The organism is Pseudomonas yangonensis, assembly GCF_009932725.1.
Taxonomy (GTDB): domain Bacteria; phylum Pseudomonadota; class Gammaproteobacteria; order Pseudomonadales; family Pseudomonadaceae; genus Aquipseudomonas; species Aquipseudomonas yangonensis.
In genome coordinates, this window is the sequence record NZ_BLJU01000022.1 from 68038 (window position 1) to 84771 (window position 16734).

Sequence of the window (16734 nt, forward strand, 5' to 3'; positions counted from 1 at the left end):
GCGGCTGAAGCGGGATGCCGCCCAGCCGCTCCTACTCCCACACCTGTAGGAGCGGCTTCAGCCGCGATAATTTGAAAATCACTGATGCCGTCCCTGCTTATCTCAGCAGAACCGCATCACCGTGGCGCCGGCCTTTGGTGCCACGCATCGCTGCCCTGGGTACGAGAAGACTCGCAGCACCGCCCACCCGAGGCTAAACATGAACGCATTACCCATCATCGACATCGCCCCTCTCTACGCCGACGACGCTTCGGCCTGGCCAGCCGTGGCCGAGCAGATCGACCGCGCCTGCCGCGACTGGGGCTTCTTCTACATCATCGGTCACCCGATCAGTGCCGAGCGCATCGACGCCCTGCTCGGTGCGGCCAAGACCTTCTTCGCCCAGCCCGCCGAAGCAAAACTCAGGATCGATATCACCCAGACCGCCCACCACCGCGGTTACGGCGCCATCGCCACCGAACAGCTCGACCCGAGCAAACCGAGCGACCTCAAGGAAACCTTCGACATGGGTTTCCATATGCCAGCCGATCACCCAGAGGTGCTGGCCGGCAAACCGCTGCGCGGGCCGAATCGCCACCCGGACCTGCCCGGATGGGTCGAGCTGATGGAACAGCATTACGCCGACATGCAGGACCTGGCCAAGACCCTGCTGCGCGCCATGGCGATGGCGCTGGACATCGAGCACGACTTCTTCGACACGCGCTTTCATGAGCCGATCAGCGTGCTGCGCCTGATCCACTACCCGCCGCGCCACACTGCCAGCAGCAGCGAGCAGCAAGGCGCAGGCGCGCACACCGATTACGGCTGCATCACCCTGCTCTACCAGGACGATGCCGGTGGCCTGCAGGTGCGCGCGCGTAACGGCGAATGGATCGACGCGCCGCCGATTGCCGGCAGCTTCGTGGTCAATATCGGCGACATGATGGCGCGCTGGAGCAACGACCGTTACACCTCGACGCCACACCGGGTGATCAGCCCGTTGGGGGTGGACCGCTACTCCATGCCGTTCTTCGCCGAACCGCACCCGGACACGCTGATCGACTGCCTGCCCAACTGCTCCAGCACGGACAACCCGGCCAAGTATTCGCCAGTGACCAGCGCCGAGTACCTGCTGTCGCGCTTCGCCGATACCTATGCCTATCGGCGTGAGGAGGCATAGAGCTGAATGCCGCCAACTGCAGGAGCGACTTCAGTCGCGAAATTCGCGGATGAATCCGCTCCTACAGAACGTACAGCCGGAGGGTGGATGACGCTCTTTTCATCCACCGCTTCGGTACCGCCACATCCATATCGGTGGACATGAAAAGCGCTGTCCACCCTACAGCTGGCTCGCCAGCGCAGCACGATCCTGTCCCAGCGGTTAAACTTCGCCCTGTCCAAGCCTGATCACGAGAACCCGACCATGCCCGAATGGCTCAACGCCCTGCCCAAGGCTGAATTGCACCTGCATCTGGAGGGCTCGCTGGAGCCCGAGCTGCTGTTCGCCCTGGCCGAACGCAACCGGATCGACCTGCCCTGGAGCGATGTCGAGACCCTGCGCGCAGCCTATGCCTTCAACAACCTGCAGGAGTTCCTCGACCTGTATTACGCTGGCGCCAGCGTGCTGCACACCGAGCAGGATTTCTACGACCTGACCTGGGCCTACCTGCAGCGCTGCAAGGCGCAGAACGTCATTCACGTCGAACCCTTCTTCGACCCGCAGACCCACACCGACCGCGGCGTCCCCTTCGAGGTGGTGCTGCGCGGTATCCAGCAGGCGCTGCGCGACGGCGAGCAGCAGCTGGGCATCAGCCACGGCCTGATCCTCAGTTTCCTGCGCCACCTGCCCGAAGAAGAGGCGTTCAAGACGCTGGAGCAGGCCATGCCGTTCCGCGATGCCTTTATCGGTGTCGGCCTGGACAGTTCGGAGAAGGGCTTCCCGCCGCGGCTGTTCGAGCGGGTGTTCGCCAAGGCGCGTAGCGAAGGCCTGCACGCGGTGGCGCACGCCGGCGAGGAAGGCCCGCCCGAATACATCTGGGAAGCGCTGGACCTGCTCAAGGTCAAGCGCATCGACCACGGCGTACGCGCCCTCGAGGACGAGCGGCTGATGCAGCGCATCATCGACGAGCAGATTCCGCTGACCGTCTGCCCGCTGTCCAACATCAAGCTGTGCGTGTTCGAGCACATGGGCCAGCACAACATCCTCGACATGCTCGAACGCGGCGTGAAGGTGACGGTGAACTCGGACGACCCGGCCTACTTCGGCGGCTATGTCGGCGAGAACTTCGCCGCCCTGCACGAGCACCTGGGCATGACCGAAGATCAGGCTCGCCGCTTGGCGCAGAACAGCCTGGACGCGCGCCTGGCTTAAACCTGCTCGCTGCGCAACCTCGTGAGCTAGAGGCCGTGGCGCCCCGGCCGGGACAGGCGAGGACGCGCAGCAGGTCTTGGGCGGGTGCTCAGAAGTCGAAATCCACCTTGGCCCAGAGCGTGCGGCCGGGATCAGAGATGCGGCTTTCGGCCGGGAAGCCGAAGCCGGCGTCGCCCGCCAGGTTGAGGTGCTCGGCGTAGTTCTTGTCGAGCAGGTTATCCACACCGGCGCTGAGCTTGACCTGCCGGCTGACGCGGTAGGCGCCGTTGAGCGAGAGCACGCCGAAGCCGGCACTGTCGCCAAAGTCCTGCCCTACCACGTTGCCGCGCCCGTCGGCGGTGCGACCCTGGCCATCGACCACACGCCAGAGCGCGCCGACGCTCCAGGCGTCACGCTGGTAGCTCAGGCCCAGGCGCGCTTCCAGCGGTGGCATCTGCGGCAGTGCTTCGCCATCCGAGCTGTTCTTGCCCCAGGCGTAGGCCAGGGTCGCATCGGCCTTCCAGTTGGAGGCGAAGGCGTAGGCCACGCCCAGCTCACCGCCCATGATGCGCGCATCGACGTTGTCGGCCTGGGTGCCCATGCCGCGATAGTCGAACAGGATGTAGTCGCGCACCTGCCCGGCATAGGCCGAGGCCCAGGCCTGCAGCTTGTCGTCCTGGTACTGGATGCCGATATCGAGCTGAGTGGTCTTCTCCGGCTCGATGCCGTCGAACGCATTGCGCGAACTGGCCGGGCCGTTCAGCCCGGCGGAGAACAGCTCCCAATAATCCGGAAAGCGCTGCACATGGCCGAGGCCGGCATAAAGGGTGGTCGGCGAACCGGCCAGGTCATGCTCGTAGCGCACGAAGCCGCTGGGCAGGGTCTCGGCGCGCGTCTGGCCCGCCGTCGGGTTGGGCCGCGCCATGCCCATCATGCTGCGAAAACTCTGCCGGTAATCCTTGGCCGAGGCCCGATCCACCCGCGCCCCGGAAACCAGCCGATCACGCTCGGCCAGGTTCCAGGTGGCCTCGGCGAATGCGCCGTAGTTGTGCATCACGGCGTCCTTGCTCCAGGGGAAGCGATCGGCGTCCGTGTAGCCCGTCATCATGCTGTAAGTGGAACGGCGGCCACGGTGCTTGCTGCGCTGCGCATCGATACCGGTGATCAGCTCGAGGTCGTCCCACTTCCAGGTCGCCGCCAATCGGGCACCGAGGGTGCGCCGGTCGACCTGCGAGGCCATCGGCATGGCCATCATGCTGGTCGGGTCCGGCACGCGCAGGCGGAAGTTGTCCATGATGTGGTCGGCGTAGTTGTAGTAGACCTTGGCCTCGACCTTATCCAGCGCACCACCGAAGTTGCTGCGCTCGATGCGCAAGCCCAGGCTTTCGCGCTTGAACTGGGTGCCGTCCATGCCTCGGCCAGCGTAGCGCGCCTCGCCATCGCCACGACCGGCGCTGAGTTCGATCAGGGTGTCGGCATCCGGGGTCCAGCCCAGGGCTACGTCGGTGTTCCACTTGTCCCACCTCGAGGCAATGGTGTCGCCGTCACCGTTGTCGTAGTCATCCGAATGCGAACGGTTGGCCATCACCCGCAGGTAACCCTGCTCACCGCCCACGGCGCCGTCGAGCAGGCGGTCGAAGCGGCCGCTGGAACCGGCCAGCATACTGGCATGCAGGCGCGCGCCAAGCTCGCCGAAGCGCTCCGGCTCGCGCTCGAAGCGCACCACGCCGGCCGAGGCACCGGGGCCCCAGATCACCGTCTGCGGACCCTTGGTCACGCTCAGCAGATCATAGGTTTCCGGAGCGATATAGGAGCTTGGCGCGTCCATCCGTCCGGGGCAGGCGCCGAGCATCTGGCCGCCGTCGGTGAGCAACAGCAGGCGCGAGCCAAACATTCCGCGCAGCACAGGGTCGCCGTTGCTGCCGCCGCTGCGAATCGCCGAGAAACCAGGAATGGTCTTGAGGTAATCGGCCGCGTCGCTGGCCGGCACGGGCTGGCGTGGGTCCTTGGGGTCGGCCACCACGGTCAGCGGTGAGCTCTGCTGGATTGCCGTGATCACCGTGGGCGGCAGTTCATGCACATGCTCCTCGGCATGCAGCGACGTGATGGCGCACAGGCCACAGGCGATGGCCAGGGCAGACAGGGGAAAACGAGGGCGAACGGAAACAGCGCCCGGAACGAAGGAAACGGACATGCGGATACCTGAATGGTCGATTTGCAAAAAGGGCCGGTTAGCCCTCGCGGGAGAGCAACTCAGGCATGCATGGGCGGTGCGCGTGACAGCGCACGGGGGAAATGAGTACAGGACGGCGGTGCAAGCGGGAGCGCTGCGCCCGTTTGAACGGGCGACAACCGCCCGGTGAGCGCCCAATGGCTGTCCGTCAGCGCGGGACAATGGGAGAACAACGAGCAGTAGCCGCAGGCATCCACCTGCAGCAGCGGCTCGCCGACATCGCTGGCACGCGCAGCGGGATCAATGCCCTCATGGCAGGCCAGCTCGCTCAGCCAGCGCCAGTCAGTGGGCTCGGCACGCAGCTGCGACGCCAGAGGCGCCAGCACGACCAGGACCAGCGCCAGCAGCCCGAGATGGGCGGCGAAGGTCCGTCTGCGCGCCGTGATCATCATCAGTGCTGGTGCTTGCCTGCGTCGTGGCCGGCAGCATGGTCATGGCCGGCCGGTACCTCTTGCTGCACGGCCACCTCAACCTCGACGCTGCCGGCCTTCTCGAAGGTCAGGGTCAGCGGGAAGCGCTCACCGTCCTTGGCCTGCTGCTTCAGGTTGAACAGCATGACGTGGTAGCCCATGGGCTCGAACTTGACCTCGCCGCCGGCAGGGATGGCGACGTCCTGAACCTGCTGCATCTTCATCACGCCATCTGCGTGCTTATGCTCGTGCAGCTCGGCCTTGCCGGCCACCGGGCTGCTGACCGAGAGCAGGCGATCGGCCTCGCTGCCCTTGTTGTGCACGACGAAATAGGCCGCCGCGGTCGGCGCCACGGGCGGCATCTCGCGCGACCAGGGGTGATCGATATGCAGCTGGCCGACATCGTACTCGTGGGCCTGGGCCAGCATCGCGGGCAGGATCAGAGCGAGGCCCAGCAGGGTTTTGCGCAGGTTCATAGGGATTGTCTCCGGGTGGGTATGGTTGAAAACATGACACTTCTTCAGTTGGCGAATCGGGTTCCGGGCAGCAGACACAGCGAGCGGTCGAGCACCCACATCAGCAACAGCGAGACGCCCACCAGCGGAAAGATCATGCCCAGCACGATCATCACGCCGATGGCGGTCTTCCAGCGCGGCAGGTCATGGCGCAGCGGCGGTACGCCGAGACGACCGACCGGGCGGCGTTTCCACCAGATCACCAGGCCGCTGAGCGCACTGAAAATGATCAGCAGGCAGACCAGCGCCATCAGTATCTGGTTGGCCAGGCCGAACATCTTGCCTTCGTGCAGCTTCACCCCGCTCTCGACGGCCCGCGCTACCGGGCCATAGTCCGCCCAGCGCACATCGGCCAGTACTGCACCGCTGTATTGATCCAAGTGCAGGGTGGCGTCGTTGCGCGGGTCGTCGGCGAACAGTCCGATGCTGTAAACACCCGCGGCGCCCTGCGGGAAGCTGATGCTGTAGCCGCGCTGCACGCCGCGCGCATCGGCGGTATCGACCACCTGCTGCAGGCTGATGCGCGGCGCAGCCGGGCCGTGATCCTGACCGGCATGGCCGCGGTGCGCCGCATGCGGATCGGATGCCGGCAGCGGTGTGACCTCCGCCGCCCAGGACACGGTCTGCTCGCGGCTGCTGTTGAGGCTGCCGGCAAGCTGCCCGGATTTCGGCACGTCATCCCACATCGCCGCAGGAAACTGATTCCAGGCACCGGCGAACTGGGCGCCCCAGAACCCGGTCCAGGTCATCCCGGTGAGCAGCATGAACAACAGCAGCAGCGAGCCCCAGAACCCGGTCACCGCATGCAGGTCGCGCCACAGCAGGCGCCCTCGCGCATGCAGGCGCGGCCAGAGTATGCCGGCCGGGTTGTTGCCGCGCGGCCACCACAGGTACAGGCCGGATACCACCAGCACGATGCCCCAGCCGGCGGCCAGCTCGATCAGCCGGTCGCCCAGGGTGCCGATCATCAGGTCGCCGTGCAGGGTGCGCGCCACAGCCTGCAGGTTCCATTGCCCGTCCTGCTCGCCGAGCAGCGTGCCGCGGTAGGGATCGACGAACAGGTTGAGCAGACGGCCATCCTGCTCGATGACGAACTGCGCGCTGCGCCCTTCGCCAACAGGGGGCAGGTACTTGCTCACCGAGGCACCGGGGTACAGCTGCTCGACCAGTGCCAGCTGCTGGTCGGCGCTGACGCGCTGCTCGGCCGCTGGCGCCAGCATCAGATGCGGGTACAGCCAGGTATCGAGCTGCGGCTTGAACAGATAGATCATCCCGGTGATTGACAACAGGATCATGAACGGGATGACGAACAAGCCGGCATAGAAATGCCAGCGCCAGGCCAGGTTGTAGAAAGACGGGGCCGCACGAACAGGTGCGGAGCTATCGGGGGAAGACGCCATGAAGCTTTCTCCAGCCCACCGCGGTCATGGACACGCGGTCAGGCATTCGCATGATAGGGACGCCCGGAGCGGGCGGACGGATCAGGCGAAAAAGGGAGAAGCGCGGGGATTGGCCGGAGGCCAGCGATAACGGCTGATGCGCGGCAGATGCAGCGCGGACGCCGACCAGCTGCGCTCTACAGCCAGCAGCCCGAGCAGACCGAAGAAGGCCGCAAGAATGCTGGCACTGAACAGGCTGGCCAGGGCGCAGTTGGAGCCGGTGGCCGGGTTCGGCGCGACGATGCCGGAGCCGTCCAGATCAGCCCCTGCGCCGAAGTTGCCCTCGAACGAACAGTACTGCCCGTCCAGTCCGCTGAGCTGCATGCCGGCCATCTGGCCGTGGCTGATGGCACAGACGAACGCACTGAACAGAATGCTGAAGTACAGCACCCAGGCGGTCAGTGAGCGGTCTTTGCGGGCCAGTTTCATGGAGCGTGACTCTAAACAGAGGATGGCAGCGCGACACTGCGGTACGTTGCCGCAGAGGTCTGGTACGGGAGTCTAGCAGGCCGTTGAATAAACGTAGACGAGGCAGCCAATGCAAGGCAAAAACAGGCGAAAAAGCGGAGTTTACAAGCTGTAAATGAGTATTTTGAGCCTGTTTTTAACGCAGCAGTGGCAACGCAGATAGTTTTTTAACAGCCTGCTAGCAGGCGCCCGGCACTTTATCGTCAACGCCAGGGCGCTGCTGCCAGCAGTGTCTCGCAACGCACCTGGAGGAACTCGCGCAGCAGATGCACCGCCTTGCTCAGTTGCGCCCGGTGCGCGCAGACCAGATACAGCGGCGTCGGCTCGCCCCGCCAGCCGGGCAGCAGCACCTGCAGCCGGCCTTCGCGCACATCCTCGGCCACGTCCAGCCAGGACTTGTACACAACGCCCTGCCCGGCCACGGCCCAGCGCCGGGTGACATCGGCATCGTCGCACACCCGGTTGCCGGCAACGCTCATGACCATCTCGCGCTTGCCGTCATGGAAGCGCCAGCGGTCATGCACGCGGCCGTGCAGCATGTACAGCAGGCAGTTGTGCTGGCGCAGCTCCTCCACCGTCTGCGGCGTCCCCTGCCGTGCAAGATAGGCCGGCGAGGCGCAGAGCACGCGGCGATTGTCCGGCGCCACCGGCAAGGCCACCAGGCTGGAGTCTTCCGGTGCGCCATAGCGCAGGGCGATGTCCACCGGCTCGCGGAACAGGTCGGCGACCCGGTCCGCCAGTAGCAGGCGCAACTGCAGTTGCGGATGCTCGCCCTGGAATTCGTCGAGCCAGGACAACAGGGTATTGCGGCCGAAGTCCGAGGGGGCCGACAGCTGCAGCATTCCGCGAATGCCGTCCTGGCTGCCGGCCAGTTGCTGGCGTCCCTCCTCCAGGCTCTGCAAGGCCAGGCGCGCGTGCACCAGATACAGCTCACCCTCGGGCGTCAGGCGCAGGCTACGCGTCGAGCGCGCCAACAGGCGCACCTGCAGTTGCTGCTCCAGGCGCTTGAGCGCGGCGCTGGCCACCGCCGGCGAGACATCCAGCAGCCGCGCGGCGGCCGACAGGCTGCCGGTTTCGGCAGTACGCACGAAGAGTTGCAGGTCGTCGAAACGCAGCATGGCGGCTCACTTTCAAAATAATGATGAAAGAGACTCTATCCGCAGGCGCTTTTTTCAACCAGCAGAACAGATGACCATGAGCGCCGTTGCCTGAACCCGTAAACCGGAGCCCTAGCATGAAAGCCGTCGCCTACTACCAATCCCTCCCGACCGACCATCCCGAAGCCCTGCAGGACGTACAACTGGACGCGCCGTCCCCCGGCCCGCACGACCTGCTGGTGGAGGTACGCGCCATCTCGGTCAACCCGGTCGACACCAAGATCCGCAAAGGCGTCGCCCCCGAAAACGGCGCAGCCAAGGTGCTGGGCTGGGACGCAGCCGGCGTGGTCAAGGCGGTGGGCAGCGAAGTCAGCCTGTTTCAGCCCGGCGACCGGGTGTTCTATGCCGGTGCCATCGACCGTGCTGGTGCCAACAGCGAGTTGCACCTGGTCGATGAGCGCATCGTCGGCAAAATGCCGCAAAGCCTGTCGTTCGCCGAGGCGGCGGCCCTGCCGCTGACCGCCATCACCGCCTGGGAGCTGCTGTTCGAGCGCCTGCAGATCGCCGAAGGCTCGGCCGATCAGGGCCAGAGCCTGCTGATCGTCGGCGCGGCCGGCGGCGTTGGTTCGATCCTCACCCAGCTGGCGCGACGCCTGACCGGCCTGACCGTGATCGGCACCGCCTCGCGCCCGGAAACCCAGGCCTGGGTCCGCGAGCTGGGCGCGCATCATGTGATCGACCACAACAAACCACTGAGCGAGGAGCTGGCGCGTATCGGCATCGGCCAGGTCAGCCATGTCGCCAGCCTGACCCAGACCGACCAGCACTACGCGCAACTGATCGAGTGCCTGCAGCCGCAGGGGCGTCTGGCGCTGATCGATGACCCGCTGCAACCGCTGGACGTGATGCAGCTCAAGCGCAAGAGCCTTTCACTGCACTGGGAACTGATGTTCACCCGCTCGCTGTACCAGACCGATGACATGATCGAGCAGCATCGCCTGCTGCAAAGGGTATCCGGGCTGGTCGACAGCGGCGTGATCAGGACCACCCTCGGCGAGCATTTCGGCACCATCAACGCCGCCAACCTGCGCTGCGCCCATGCGCTGCTGGAAAGTGGCAAGGCCAAGGGCAAGATCGTGCTCGAAGGGTTTTGAAGCCAATGGTGGTGGGTCTGTGGTGGGCTGAAGCCCACCCTACGTGTCACGGCGTGTGGGATGGCCCGGGCAGCGATCCGTTTCAGCCCACCGCTTCGTTCGACCCGGTCACGTTTCCTTCGCGGTACCGCTTATCGCAAAGCCGTCATCGCCCTGGTCGGCTGTTTTGATCCACGTCAGAAAAAGGTCATGCACGGGGACTATGCTGAGCCTCCCCAACAAGCGCTGCGAGGCATCGCAGCTCAGGGAGGTGGTCAACATGAAGATTGTCGTCCAACCCTATGATCAGGGCGGCGAACGCCTGTGGCAGGTCCGCCTGGATCAGCATCGCGTGAGTTTTCGCAGCGAAGCAGAGGCGCAGCAGTTCGTCGCCAGACTGGAAGCGCGACTGCTCGCGCCACACGCCCTGCCTGACTGGCCCGAGCAACGTAAGGCGGGCTGAGGCTCGGCCCAGAGCCTTGTAGGAGCAGATTTATCCGCAATATCCGCAATGCAATCGCGAATAAATTCGCTCCTACACCGGCATCAGGCGCAGCGCCGGGCTGCGCAGCATATCCAGCACGGTGTCGACCAGTGCAGGCGCCTGTTGTGCCAGGTCGAAGTTGGGCACCAGCAACCAGTTGGCCTCGATGCCTTCCATATAGGCATGCAGGCACATGGCCGCGCGCGCGCAATCCAGGTCGCTGGGCAACTGGCCCTTGTTGACCGCATTACCCAGCGCCTTGGCGATGCGCTGATCGCACTCGATGCTCAGCGCCTGCATGCGCTCGCGCAGGCCGAGCAGCTCACCGGTGTATTCGCACTTGTAACGCAGGATGTCGTGGGTGCGATGGGTCTGCGGCTCGCAGGCCAGGCGCGTCAGTGCCTTGATCAACAATTCACGCATGCAGCCCAGCGGGTCAGGCTCGTCCTCGCTCTCGCTGGCACGCGCCAGTTCTTCGAGGGGCAGGCGCAGGCGTTCGAGCATGGCCTGAAACAGGTCTATCTTGTTCTCGAAGTGCCAGTAAATGGCGCCGCGGGTGACGCCGGCCTCCTTCGCCACTTCGGCCAGAGACGCACGGGAAACGCCTTGGGCATGGAACACCCGCTCGGCAGCATCGAGTATCTGCACCCGCGTCGCCTGCGCTTCTTCTTTAGTTCTTCTGGCCATCTGTCTACCTGATTACGCCTCTATGTAAAGCTCCGGTAAAGGAGGACGGGCGAGAGTATGCAGGCAGCTTTAGGCATTTACAAACATTCACGTATGTAAGTATATTCCTGCATCGCTTTTTCCCTGCCTTCGTCCCCTTCGCCCTTTGGGCCATGATTCGATAAAAACGAGGTTCTCAGATGCACTCGAAGCCAGCCTTCGCTGTCTTGGTTTCCGCCATCGCCGTGGCAATGCTCGGTCTTACCGGTTGCCAGGAATCCAGCGCCCCCCAAACCCAGCAAACGCCCCAGGTCGGAGTGGTCACGCTCGAAGCCAAACCCTTCGCCCTGACCAGCGAAGTACCGGGCCGTACCAGCGCCTATCGCATCGCTGAAGTACGCCCGCAGGTCAACGGCATCATCCAGAAGCGCCTGTTCACCGAGGGCAGTGAGGTCAAGGCGGGTCAGCAGCTGTATCAGATCGACCCGGCCACCTACGAGGCCGCTTTCAAGAGCGCCCAGGCCACCCAGCTGTCAGCCAAGTCCCTGGCTGATCGCTACAAGCTGCTGGTCAATGACAAGGCCGTCAGCCAGCAGGCCTATGACGAAGCCCGCGCCGCCAGCCTGCAGGCCGACGCCGCGCTGGAGCAGGCGCGCATCGACCTGCGCTACACCAAGGTGCTGGCGCCGATCAGCGGTCGTATCGGCCGTTCCGCGGTGACCGAAGGCGCACTGGTCAGCAATGGCCAGGCGGGTGCCATGGCCACCATCCAGCAACTCGATCCGATCTATGTCGATGTCACCCAATCGAGCAAGGAGTTGCTGCGTCTGCGCCGTGACCTGGCCGAGGGACGTCTGCAGAAGGCCAGCGACAGCGCAGCCAAGGTCGCGCTGAAGCTGGAAGACGGCAGCCGCTACGCCCATGAAGGCACCCTGGAATTCTCCGAAGTCGCGGTGGACGAAAGCACCGGTTCGGTGACCCTGCGCGCCGTATTCCCCAACCCCGATCACCTGCTGCTGCCGGGCATGTTCGTGCATGCCGAGCTGCTGTCCGGGGTCAAGGAAAACGCCATCCTCGCCCCGCAGCAGGGCGTGACCCGCAACCAGCGTGGCGAGCCGACGGCAATGGTGGTGGGTGCCGACAACAAGGTCGAACTGCGCGTACTCAAGGCCGATCGCACCGCCGGCAGTGCCTGGCTGGTCGAGGATGGCCTCAAGGAAGGCGACCGCCTGATCACCGAGGGCCTGCAGTTCGTGCAGCCCGGCGCCGAGGTGAAGGCCGTGCCGGCGAGCAACGTCAAGACCGAACAGCCTGCCCAAGACGCCGAACCAGCCAGCGGCCAGGACTAACGGAGAAGTACTGAATGTCCAGATTCTTTATCGACCGGCCGATCTTCGCCTGGGTGATCGCCCTGGTGATCATGCTGGCCGGCGGCCTGTCCATCCTATCGCTGCCGATCAACCAGTACCCCAGCATCGCGCCGCCTGCCGTGTCCATCCAGGTCAGCTACCCGGGCGCTTCGGCGCAGACGGTGCAGGACACCGTGGTGCAGGTGATCGAGCAGCAGCTCAACGGCATCGACGGCCTGCGCTACGTCAGCTCGGCCAGCAACTCCGACGGCAGCATGGAAATCGTCGTGACCTTCGAGCAGGGGGTCAACCCGGATATCGCCCAGGTCCAGGTGCAGAACAAACTGCAGCTGGCCACTCCGCTGTTGCCGCAGGAAGTTCAGCAACAGGGTATCCGCGTGACCAAGTCGGTGAAGAACTTCCTCATGGTCATCGGCGTGGTGTCGAAAGACGGCAGCATGACCCGTGAGGACCTGTCCGACTACATCGTCTCCAACCTGCAGGACCCGATCTCCCGGACCAGGGGCGTCGGCGACTTCCAGGTGTTCGGCGCGCAGTACGCCATGCGCATCTGGCTCGACCCGGCCAAGCTCAACAGCTTCCAGCTGACCCCGGTGGACGTGCGCAGCGCCATCCAGGCGCAGAACGTGCAGATTTCCTCCGGCCAGTTCGGCGGCCTGCCGGCATCGCCGGGCAACCAGCTCAACGCCACCATCATCGGCAAGACCCGTCTGCAGACCCCGGAAGAGTTCCGCAAGATCCTGCTCAAGGTGCAGGCCGACGGCTCTCAGGTGCGCCTTGGCGACGTCGCCAAGGTCGAGCTGGGCGGCGAGAACTACGCCATCAATGCGCAGTTCAACGGTCTGCCGGCCTCCGGTCTGGCGGTTCGCCTGGCCACCGGCGCCAACGCCCTGGACACCGCCAAGGCGGTGCGTGAGACCATCTCCAACCTGGAGCCGTTCTTCCCGGCCGGCATGGAAGTAGTCTTCCCTTACGACACCACGCCGGTGATCTCGGCCTCCATCGAAGGGGTGGTGCACACCCTGTTCGAAGCCATCGTGCTGGTGTTCCTGGTGATGTTCCTGTTCCTGCAGAACCTGCGCGCCACCATCATCCCGACCATGGCGGTGCCGGTGGTACTGCTCGGCACCTTCGGCGTGCTCGCCGCGTTCGGTTTTTCCATCAACACCCTGACCATGTTCGCCATGGTCCTGGCCATCGGCCTGCTGGTGGACGACGCCATCGTGGTGGTGGAGAACGTCGAACGGGTGATGCGCGAGGACGGCCTGTCGCCCAAGGAGGCGACCAAGAAATCCATGGGCCAGATCCAGGGCGCGCTGATCGGCATCGGCCTGGTGCTCTCGGCGGTGTTCCTGCCGATGGCCTTCTTCGGCGGCTCCACCGGGGTGATCTACCGGCAGTTCTCCATCACCATCGTCTCGGCCATGGCCCTGTCGGTGCTGGTGGCGCTGATCTTCACCCCGGCGCTGTGCGCCACCCTGCTCAAGCCCATCGACAGCGATCACCACGAGGCCAAACGCGGCTTCTTCGGCTGGTTCAACCGCACCTTCGAGCGCGGCAGCAACGCCTATCAGCGCGGCGTTGCGGGCATGATCAAACGCAAGGCGCCATACCTGCTGCTGTATCTGGTGATCGTCGCCATCATGGCCTGGATGTTCACCCGCATTCCCACCGCCTTCCTCCCCGAGGAAGACCAGGGCGTGCTCTTCGCCCAGGTGCAGACGCCGTCCGGCTCCAGTGCGGAGCGTACCCAGGTGGTGGTCGACGAAATGCGTCAGTACCTGCTGGAAGACGAGGCGAGCACGGTCAAGTCGGTGTTCACCGTGACCGGCTTCAACTTCGCCGGCCGCGGCCAGAGCTCCGGTATGGCCTTCATCATGCTCAAGCCCTGGGGTGAACGTCCGGGTGAGGAGAATGGCGTGGCGGCGCTGGCGCAACGTGCGCAGATGCACTTCTTCAGCTTCCGCGACGCGATGGTGTTCGCCTTCGCTCCGCCGGCGGTGATGGAAATGGGTAACGCCACCGGCTTCAACTTCTTCCTGCAGGACCAGGCGGGCGTCGGCCATCAGGTGATGAACGAGGCGCGCGACAAGTTCCTGCAACTGGCCAACCAGCATCCGGTGCTCGACAGCGTGCGCGCCAACGGCTTGCGTGACGAGGCGCAGTACCAGTTGCTGATCGATGACGAGCGCGCCCGCGCACTCGGCCTGTCGCTGGCGGATATCAACAGCACCCTGTCGATTGCCTGGGGCGCCAGTTACGTCAACGACTTCATCGACCGCGGTCGGGTGAAGAAGGTCTATCTGCAGGGCGTGGCCGACGCGCGCATGGCCCCGGAAGACCTGAACAAATGGTATGTACGCAACGACCAGGGTCGCATGGTGCCGTTCAGCGCCTTCGCCAGTGGCGAGTGGACCTACGGCCCGCCCAAGCTGGCGCGCTACAACGGCGTCTCGGCAGTGGAAATTCTCGGTGCACCAGCGCCCGGCTACAGTACCGGTGATGCCATGGCCGCCGTCGAGGAAATCGCCTCGCAACTGCCACAGGGCGTCGGCTACTCCTGGACGGGTCTGTCCTACGAGGAACGCCTGGCAGGCTCGCAGACCACCGCACTGTTCGTGATTTCCGCCATCGTCGTATTCCTCTGCCTGGCAGCGCTGTACGAAAGCTGGTCGATCCCGTTCTCGGTGATGCTGGTGGTGCCGCTGGGGATCATCGGCGCGCTGCTGTTCACCGAGCTGCGCGGGCTGTCCAACGACGTGTTCTTCAAGGTCGGCCTGCTCACCACCATTGGTCTGTCGGCGCGTAACGCGATCCTTATCGTCGAATTCGCCAAGGCCCAGTACGAACAGGGCATGACCTTCGCCGAAGCGGCCATCGAAGCCTGCCGCATGCGTCTGCGCCCGATCATCATGACGTCGCTGGCGTTCATGCTCGGCTGTCTGCCGCTGGCCATCGCCAGCGGTGCCGGCGCGGGCAGCAAACACGCCATCGGCACCGGCGTTATCGGCGGCATGCTCAGCGCGATGGTTCTGGCGATCTTCTGGATCCCGCTGTTCTACGTAGTGGTCTGCTCGCTGTTCGAGAAGAAGCGCCCCGAGCCGACCCGTGAAAACGAGAAGGAGGTACTGCAATGAGGCAGTCCCTGTTGTCCCTGGCCGTGGCCGCCGCTCTGCTCAGCGGCTGCAGCCTGATTCCCGACTACGAGCGCCCGGAGGCCCCGGTGGCCGCCGACTGGCCGCAGGGCGAGGCCTACGGCAGCGCCGCCAGCGAAGGCAGCCGCGCCGCGGCTGACCTGCAATGGCGCGAGTTCTTCCGTGACCCGGCGCTGCAGCAACTGGTGCAGGTAGCGCTGGAGAACAACCGCGACCTGCGCGTCGCCGCGCTGAACGTCGAAGCCTACCGTGCCCTGTACCGCATACAGCGCGCCGACCTGCTGCCTTCGGTATCCGCCGACGGCGCCGGGACGCGCCAGCGCCTGCCGGCCGATCTGAACCAGACCGGCGAAGCTCGCACCAGCGGCCAGTACAGCGCCACGCTGGGCGTCAACGCCTGGGAGCTGGATTTCTTCGGCCGCCTGCGCAGCCTCAGCGAGCAGGCCCTGCAACAGTACCTGGCCACCGAACAGGCGCAGCGCAGCACACAGATCAGCCTGGTGGCCAGCGTCGCCAACGCTTACCTGCAATGGCAGGCGGATCAGGCACTGCTCGAGCTGACCCAGGACACCCTGAAGACCTTCGAGGAAAGCTATCAGCTGACCCAGCGCAGCTTCGACGTCGGCGTCGCCGATGCCCTGGCCCTGAGCCAGGCACGCAGCGCGGTGGACAGCGCACGCGTCAGCCTAGCGCAGTATCAGCGCCTGGTCGCTCAGGACCGCAACGCCCTGACCCAGTTGCTCGGCACCGGTCTGCCGGCCGATCTGCCGCAGGGCCTGGCGCTCAACGCCGAACTGCTGGAACAGGTTCCCGCCGGCCTGCCCGCCGACCTGCTGCAGCGTCGCCCCGACCTGCTGCAGGCCGAGTACCAGCTCAAGGCGGCCAACGCCAATATCGGCGCGGCGCGCGCGGCCTTCTTCCCCAGCATCAGCCTGACCGCCAATGCCGGCACCGCCAGCAGTCAGCTGTCCGGCCTGTTCGACAGCGGCTCGGGCACCTGGCTGTTCCAGCCGCAGATCAGCCTGCCGATCTTCAACGCCGGCCGCCTGCGCGCCAACCTCGACTATGCCGAGCTGCAGAACGATATCCGCGTCGCCGAGTACGAGAAAGCCATCCAGGTGGCGTTCCAGGAAGTCGCCGACCGCCTCGCCGCGCGCACCACCTACCGTCAGCAACTGGACGCCCAGCGCGCCCTGCTGGAAACCACCGAGACCTACTACGATCTGGCCGAGCGCCGCTACCGCACCGGCGTGGACAGCTACCTGACCCTGCTCGACGCCCAGCGCCAGCTGTTCAGCGTGCGCCAGCAGCTGATCACCGACCGCCTGGCCCAGCTCAGCAGTGAAGTCGAGCTGTACAAGGCTCTGGGTGGTGGCTGGAGCGATACGGGGAGCAACGCCCCACAAGGTTGACCGCGCGTAACCCGCTTCAAGGA

At 65.1% G+C, this 16734-nt stretch carries 14 protein-coding genes; 7 read left to right on the forward strand and 7 right to left on the reverse strand.

From position 1 onward, the window contains the following. The first annotated feature begins 199 nt into the window (after positions 1-199). Entirely contained in the window at positions 200-1159 is a 960-nt protein-coding gene (locus GYB81_RS20175) for a 2-oxoglutarate and iron-dependent oxygenase domain-containing protein (protein WP_161867281.1), read from the forward strand. A gap of 243 nt (positions 1160-1402) precedes the next feature. Continuing rightward, positions 1403-2350, forward strand: a complete 948-nt coding sequence (locus GYB81_RS20180) for an adenosine deaminase (RefSeq protein ID WP_161867282.1) — start codon at positions 1403-1405, stop codon at positions 2348-2350. A gap of 88 nt (positions 2351-2438) precedes the next feature. Here GYB81_RS20180 and GYB81_RS20185 read toward each other — a convergent pair whose 3' ends face one another. The 6 genes from GYB81_RS20185 to vimR all read right to left on the reverse strand — a co-directional run bounded on the left by GYB81_RS20185 (position 2439) and on the right by vimR (position 8512). Next, a complete protein-coding gene (locus GYB81_RS20185) occupies positions 2439-4523 on the reverse strand; it encodes a TonB-dependent copper receptor (RefSeq protein WP_161897942.1) in 2085 nt (694 codons plus the stop codon). Positions 4524-4582: 59 nt separating this feature from the next. Continuing rightward, positions 4583-4954, reverse strand: a complete 372-nt coding sequence (locus GYB81_RS20190; protein WP_161867284.1) for a DUF2946 family protein — start codon at positions 4952-4954, stop codon at positions 4583-4585. Continuing rightward, entirely contained in the window at positions 4954-5448 is a 495-nt protein-coding gene (locus tag GYB81_RS20195; RefSeq protein WP_161867285.1) for a copper chaperone PCu(A)C, read from the reverse strand. Before GYB81_RS20195 ends, GYB81_RS20190 begins: the two co-directional genes overlap by 1 nt. 44 nt (positions 5449-5492) lie before the next feature. Continuing rightward, positions 5493-6887, reverse strand: a complete 1395-nt coding sequence (locus GYB81_RS20200; protein ID WP_161867286.1) for a PepSY-associated TM helix domain-containing protein — start codon at positions 6885-6887, stop codon at positions 5493-5495. An 81-nt stretch (positions 6888-6968) separates the two neighbouring features. Beyond that, a complete protein-coding gene (locus GYB81_RS20205) occupies positions 6969-7355 on the reverse strand; it encodes a DUF2946 domain-containing protein (RefSeq protein ID WP_161867287.1) in 387 nt (128 codons plus the stop codon). Positions 7356-7597: 242 nt separating this feature from the next. Next, positions 7598-8512, reverse strand: a complete 915-nt coding sequence (gene vimR / locus GYB81_RS20210) for a transcription regulator VimR (protein WP_161867288.1) — start codon at positions 8510-8512, stop codon at positions 7598-7600. 116 nt (positions 8513-8628) lie between these two features. Here vimR and GYB81_RS20215 point away from each other — a divergent pair, with 116 nt between their 5' ends. Together GYB81_RS20215 and GYB81_RS20220 are read left to right on the forward strand one after the other, a co-directional pair. Continuing rightward, entirely contained in the window at positions 8629-9645 is a 1017-nt protein-coding gene (locus GYB81_RS20215) for a zinc-binding alcohol dehydrogenase family protein (protein ID WP_161867289.1), read from the forward strand. A gap of 259 nt (positions 9646-9904) precedes the next feature. Beyond that, complete coding sequence (locus GYB81_RS20220; protein ID WP_161867290.1) at positions 9905-10087, forward strand: hypothetical protein; 183 nt, start codon at positions 9905-9907, stop codon at positions 10085-10087. A gap of 72 nt (positions 10088-10159) precedes the next feature. On the opposite strand, the gene GYB81_RS20225 is transcribed toward GYB81_RS20220, so the two are convergent. Further along, the gene (locus tag GYB81_RS20225) at positions 10160-10795 is read right to left on the reverse strand and encodes a TetR family transcriptional regulator (RefSeq protein WP_024309515.1); all 636 of its coding nucleotides are present in this window, start codon (positions 10793-10795) and stop codon (positions 10160-10162) included. Positions 10796-10974: 179 nt separating this feature from the next. On the opposite strand from GYB81_RS20225, the gene GYB81_RS20230 reads away from it, so the two are divergent. From GYB81_RS20230 to adeC, 3 genes are read left to right on the forward strand one after another with little or no spacing between them, the layout of a single operon-like run. After that, on the forward strand, positions 10975-12123 hold the full coding sequence (locus tag GYB81_RS20230) for an efflux RND transporter periplasmic adaptor subunit (RefSeq protein WP_024309516.1): 1149 nt from the start codon (positions 10975-10977) through the stop codon (positions 12121-12123). Between the two features lie 14 nt (positions 12124-12137). Continuing rightward, positions 12138-15281, forward strand: a complete 3144-nt coding sequence (locus GYB81_RS20235) for an efflux RND transporter permease subunit (protein WP_161867292.1) — start codon at positions 12138-12140, stop codon at positions 15279-15281. After that, positions 15278-16711, forward strand: a complete 1434-nt coding sequence (gene adeC / locus GYB81_RS20240; protein ID WP_161867293.1) for an AdeC/AdeK/OprM family multidrug efflux complex outer membrane factor — start codon at positions 15278-15280, stop codon at positions 16709-16711. The genes GYB81_RS20235 and adeC overlap by 4 nt, the downstream gene beginning before the upstream one ends. Positions 16712-16734: the final 23 nt, after the last annotated feature.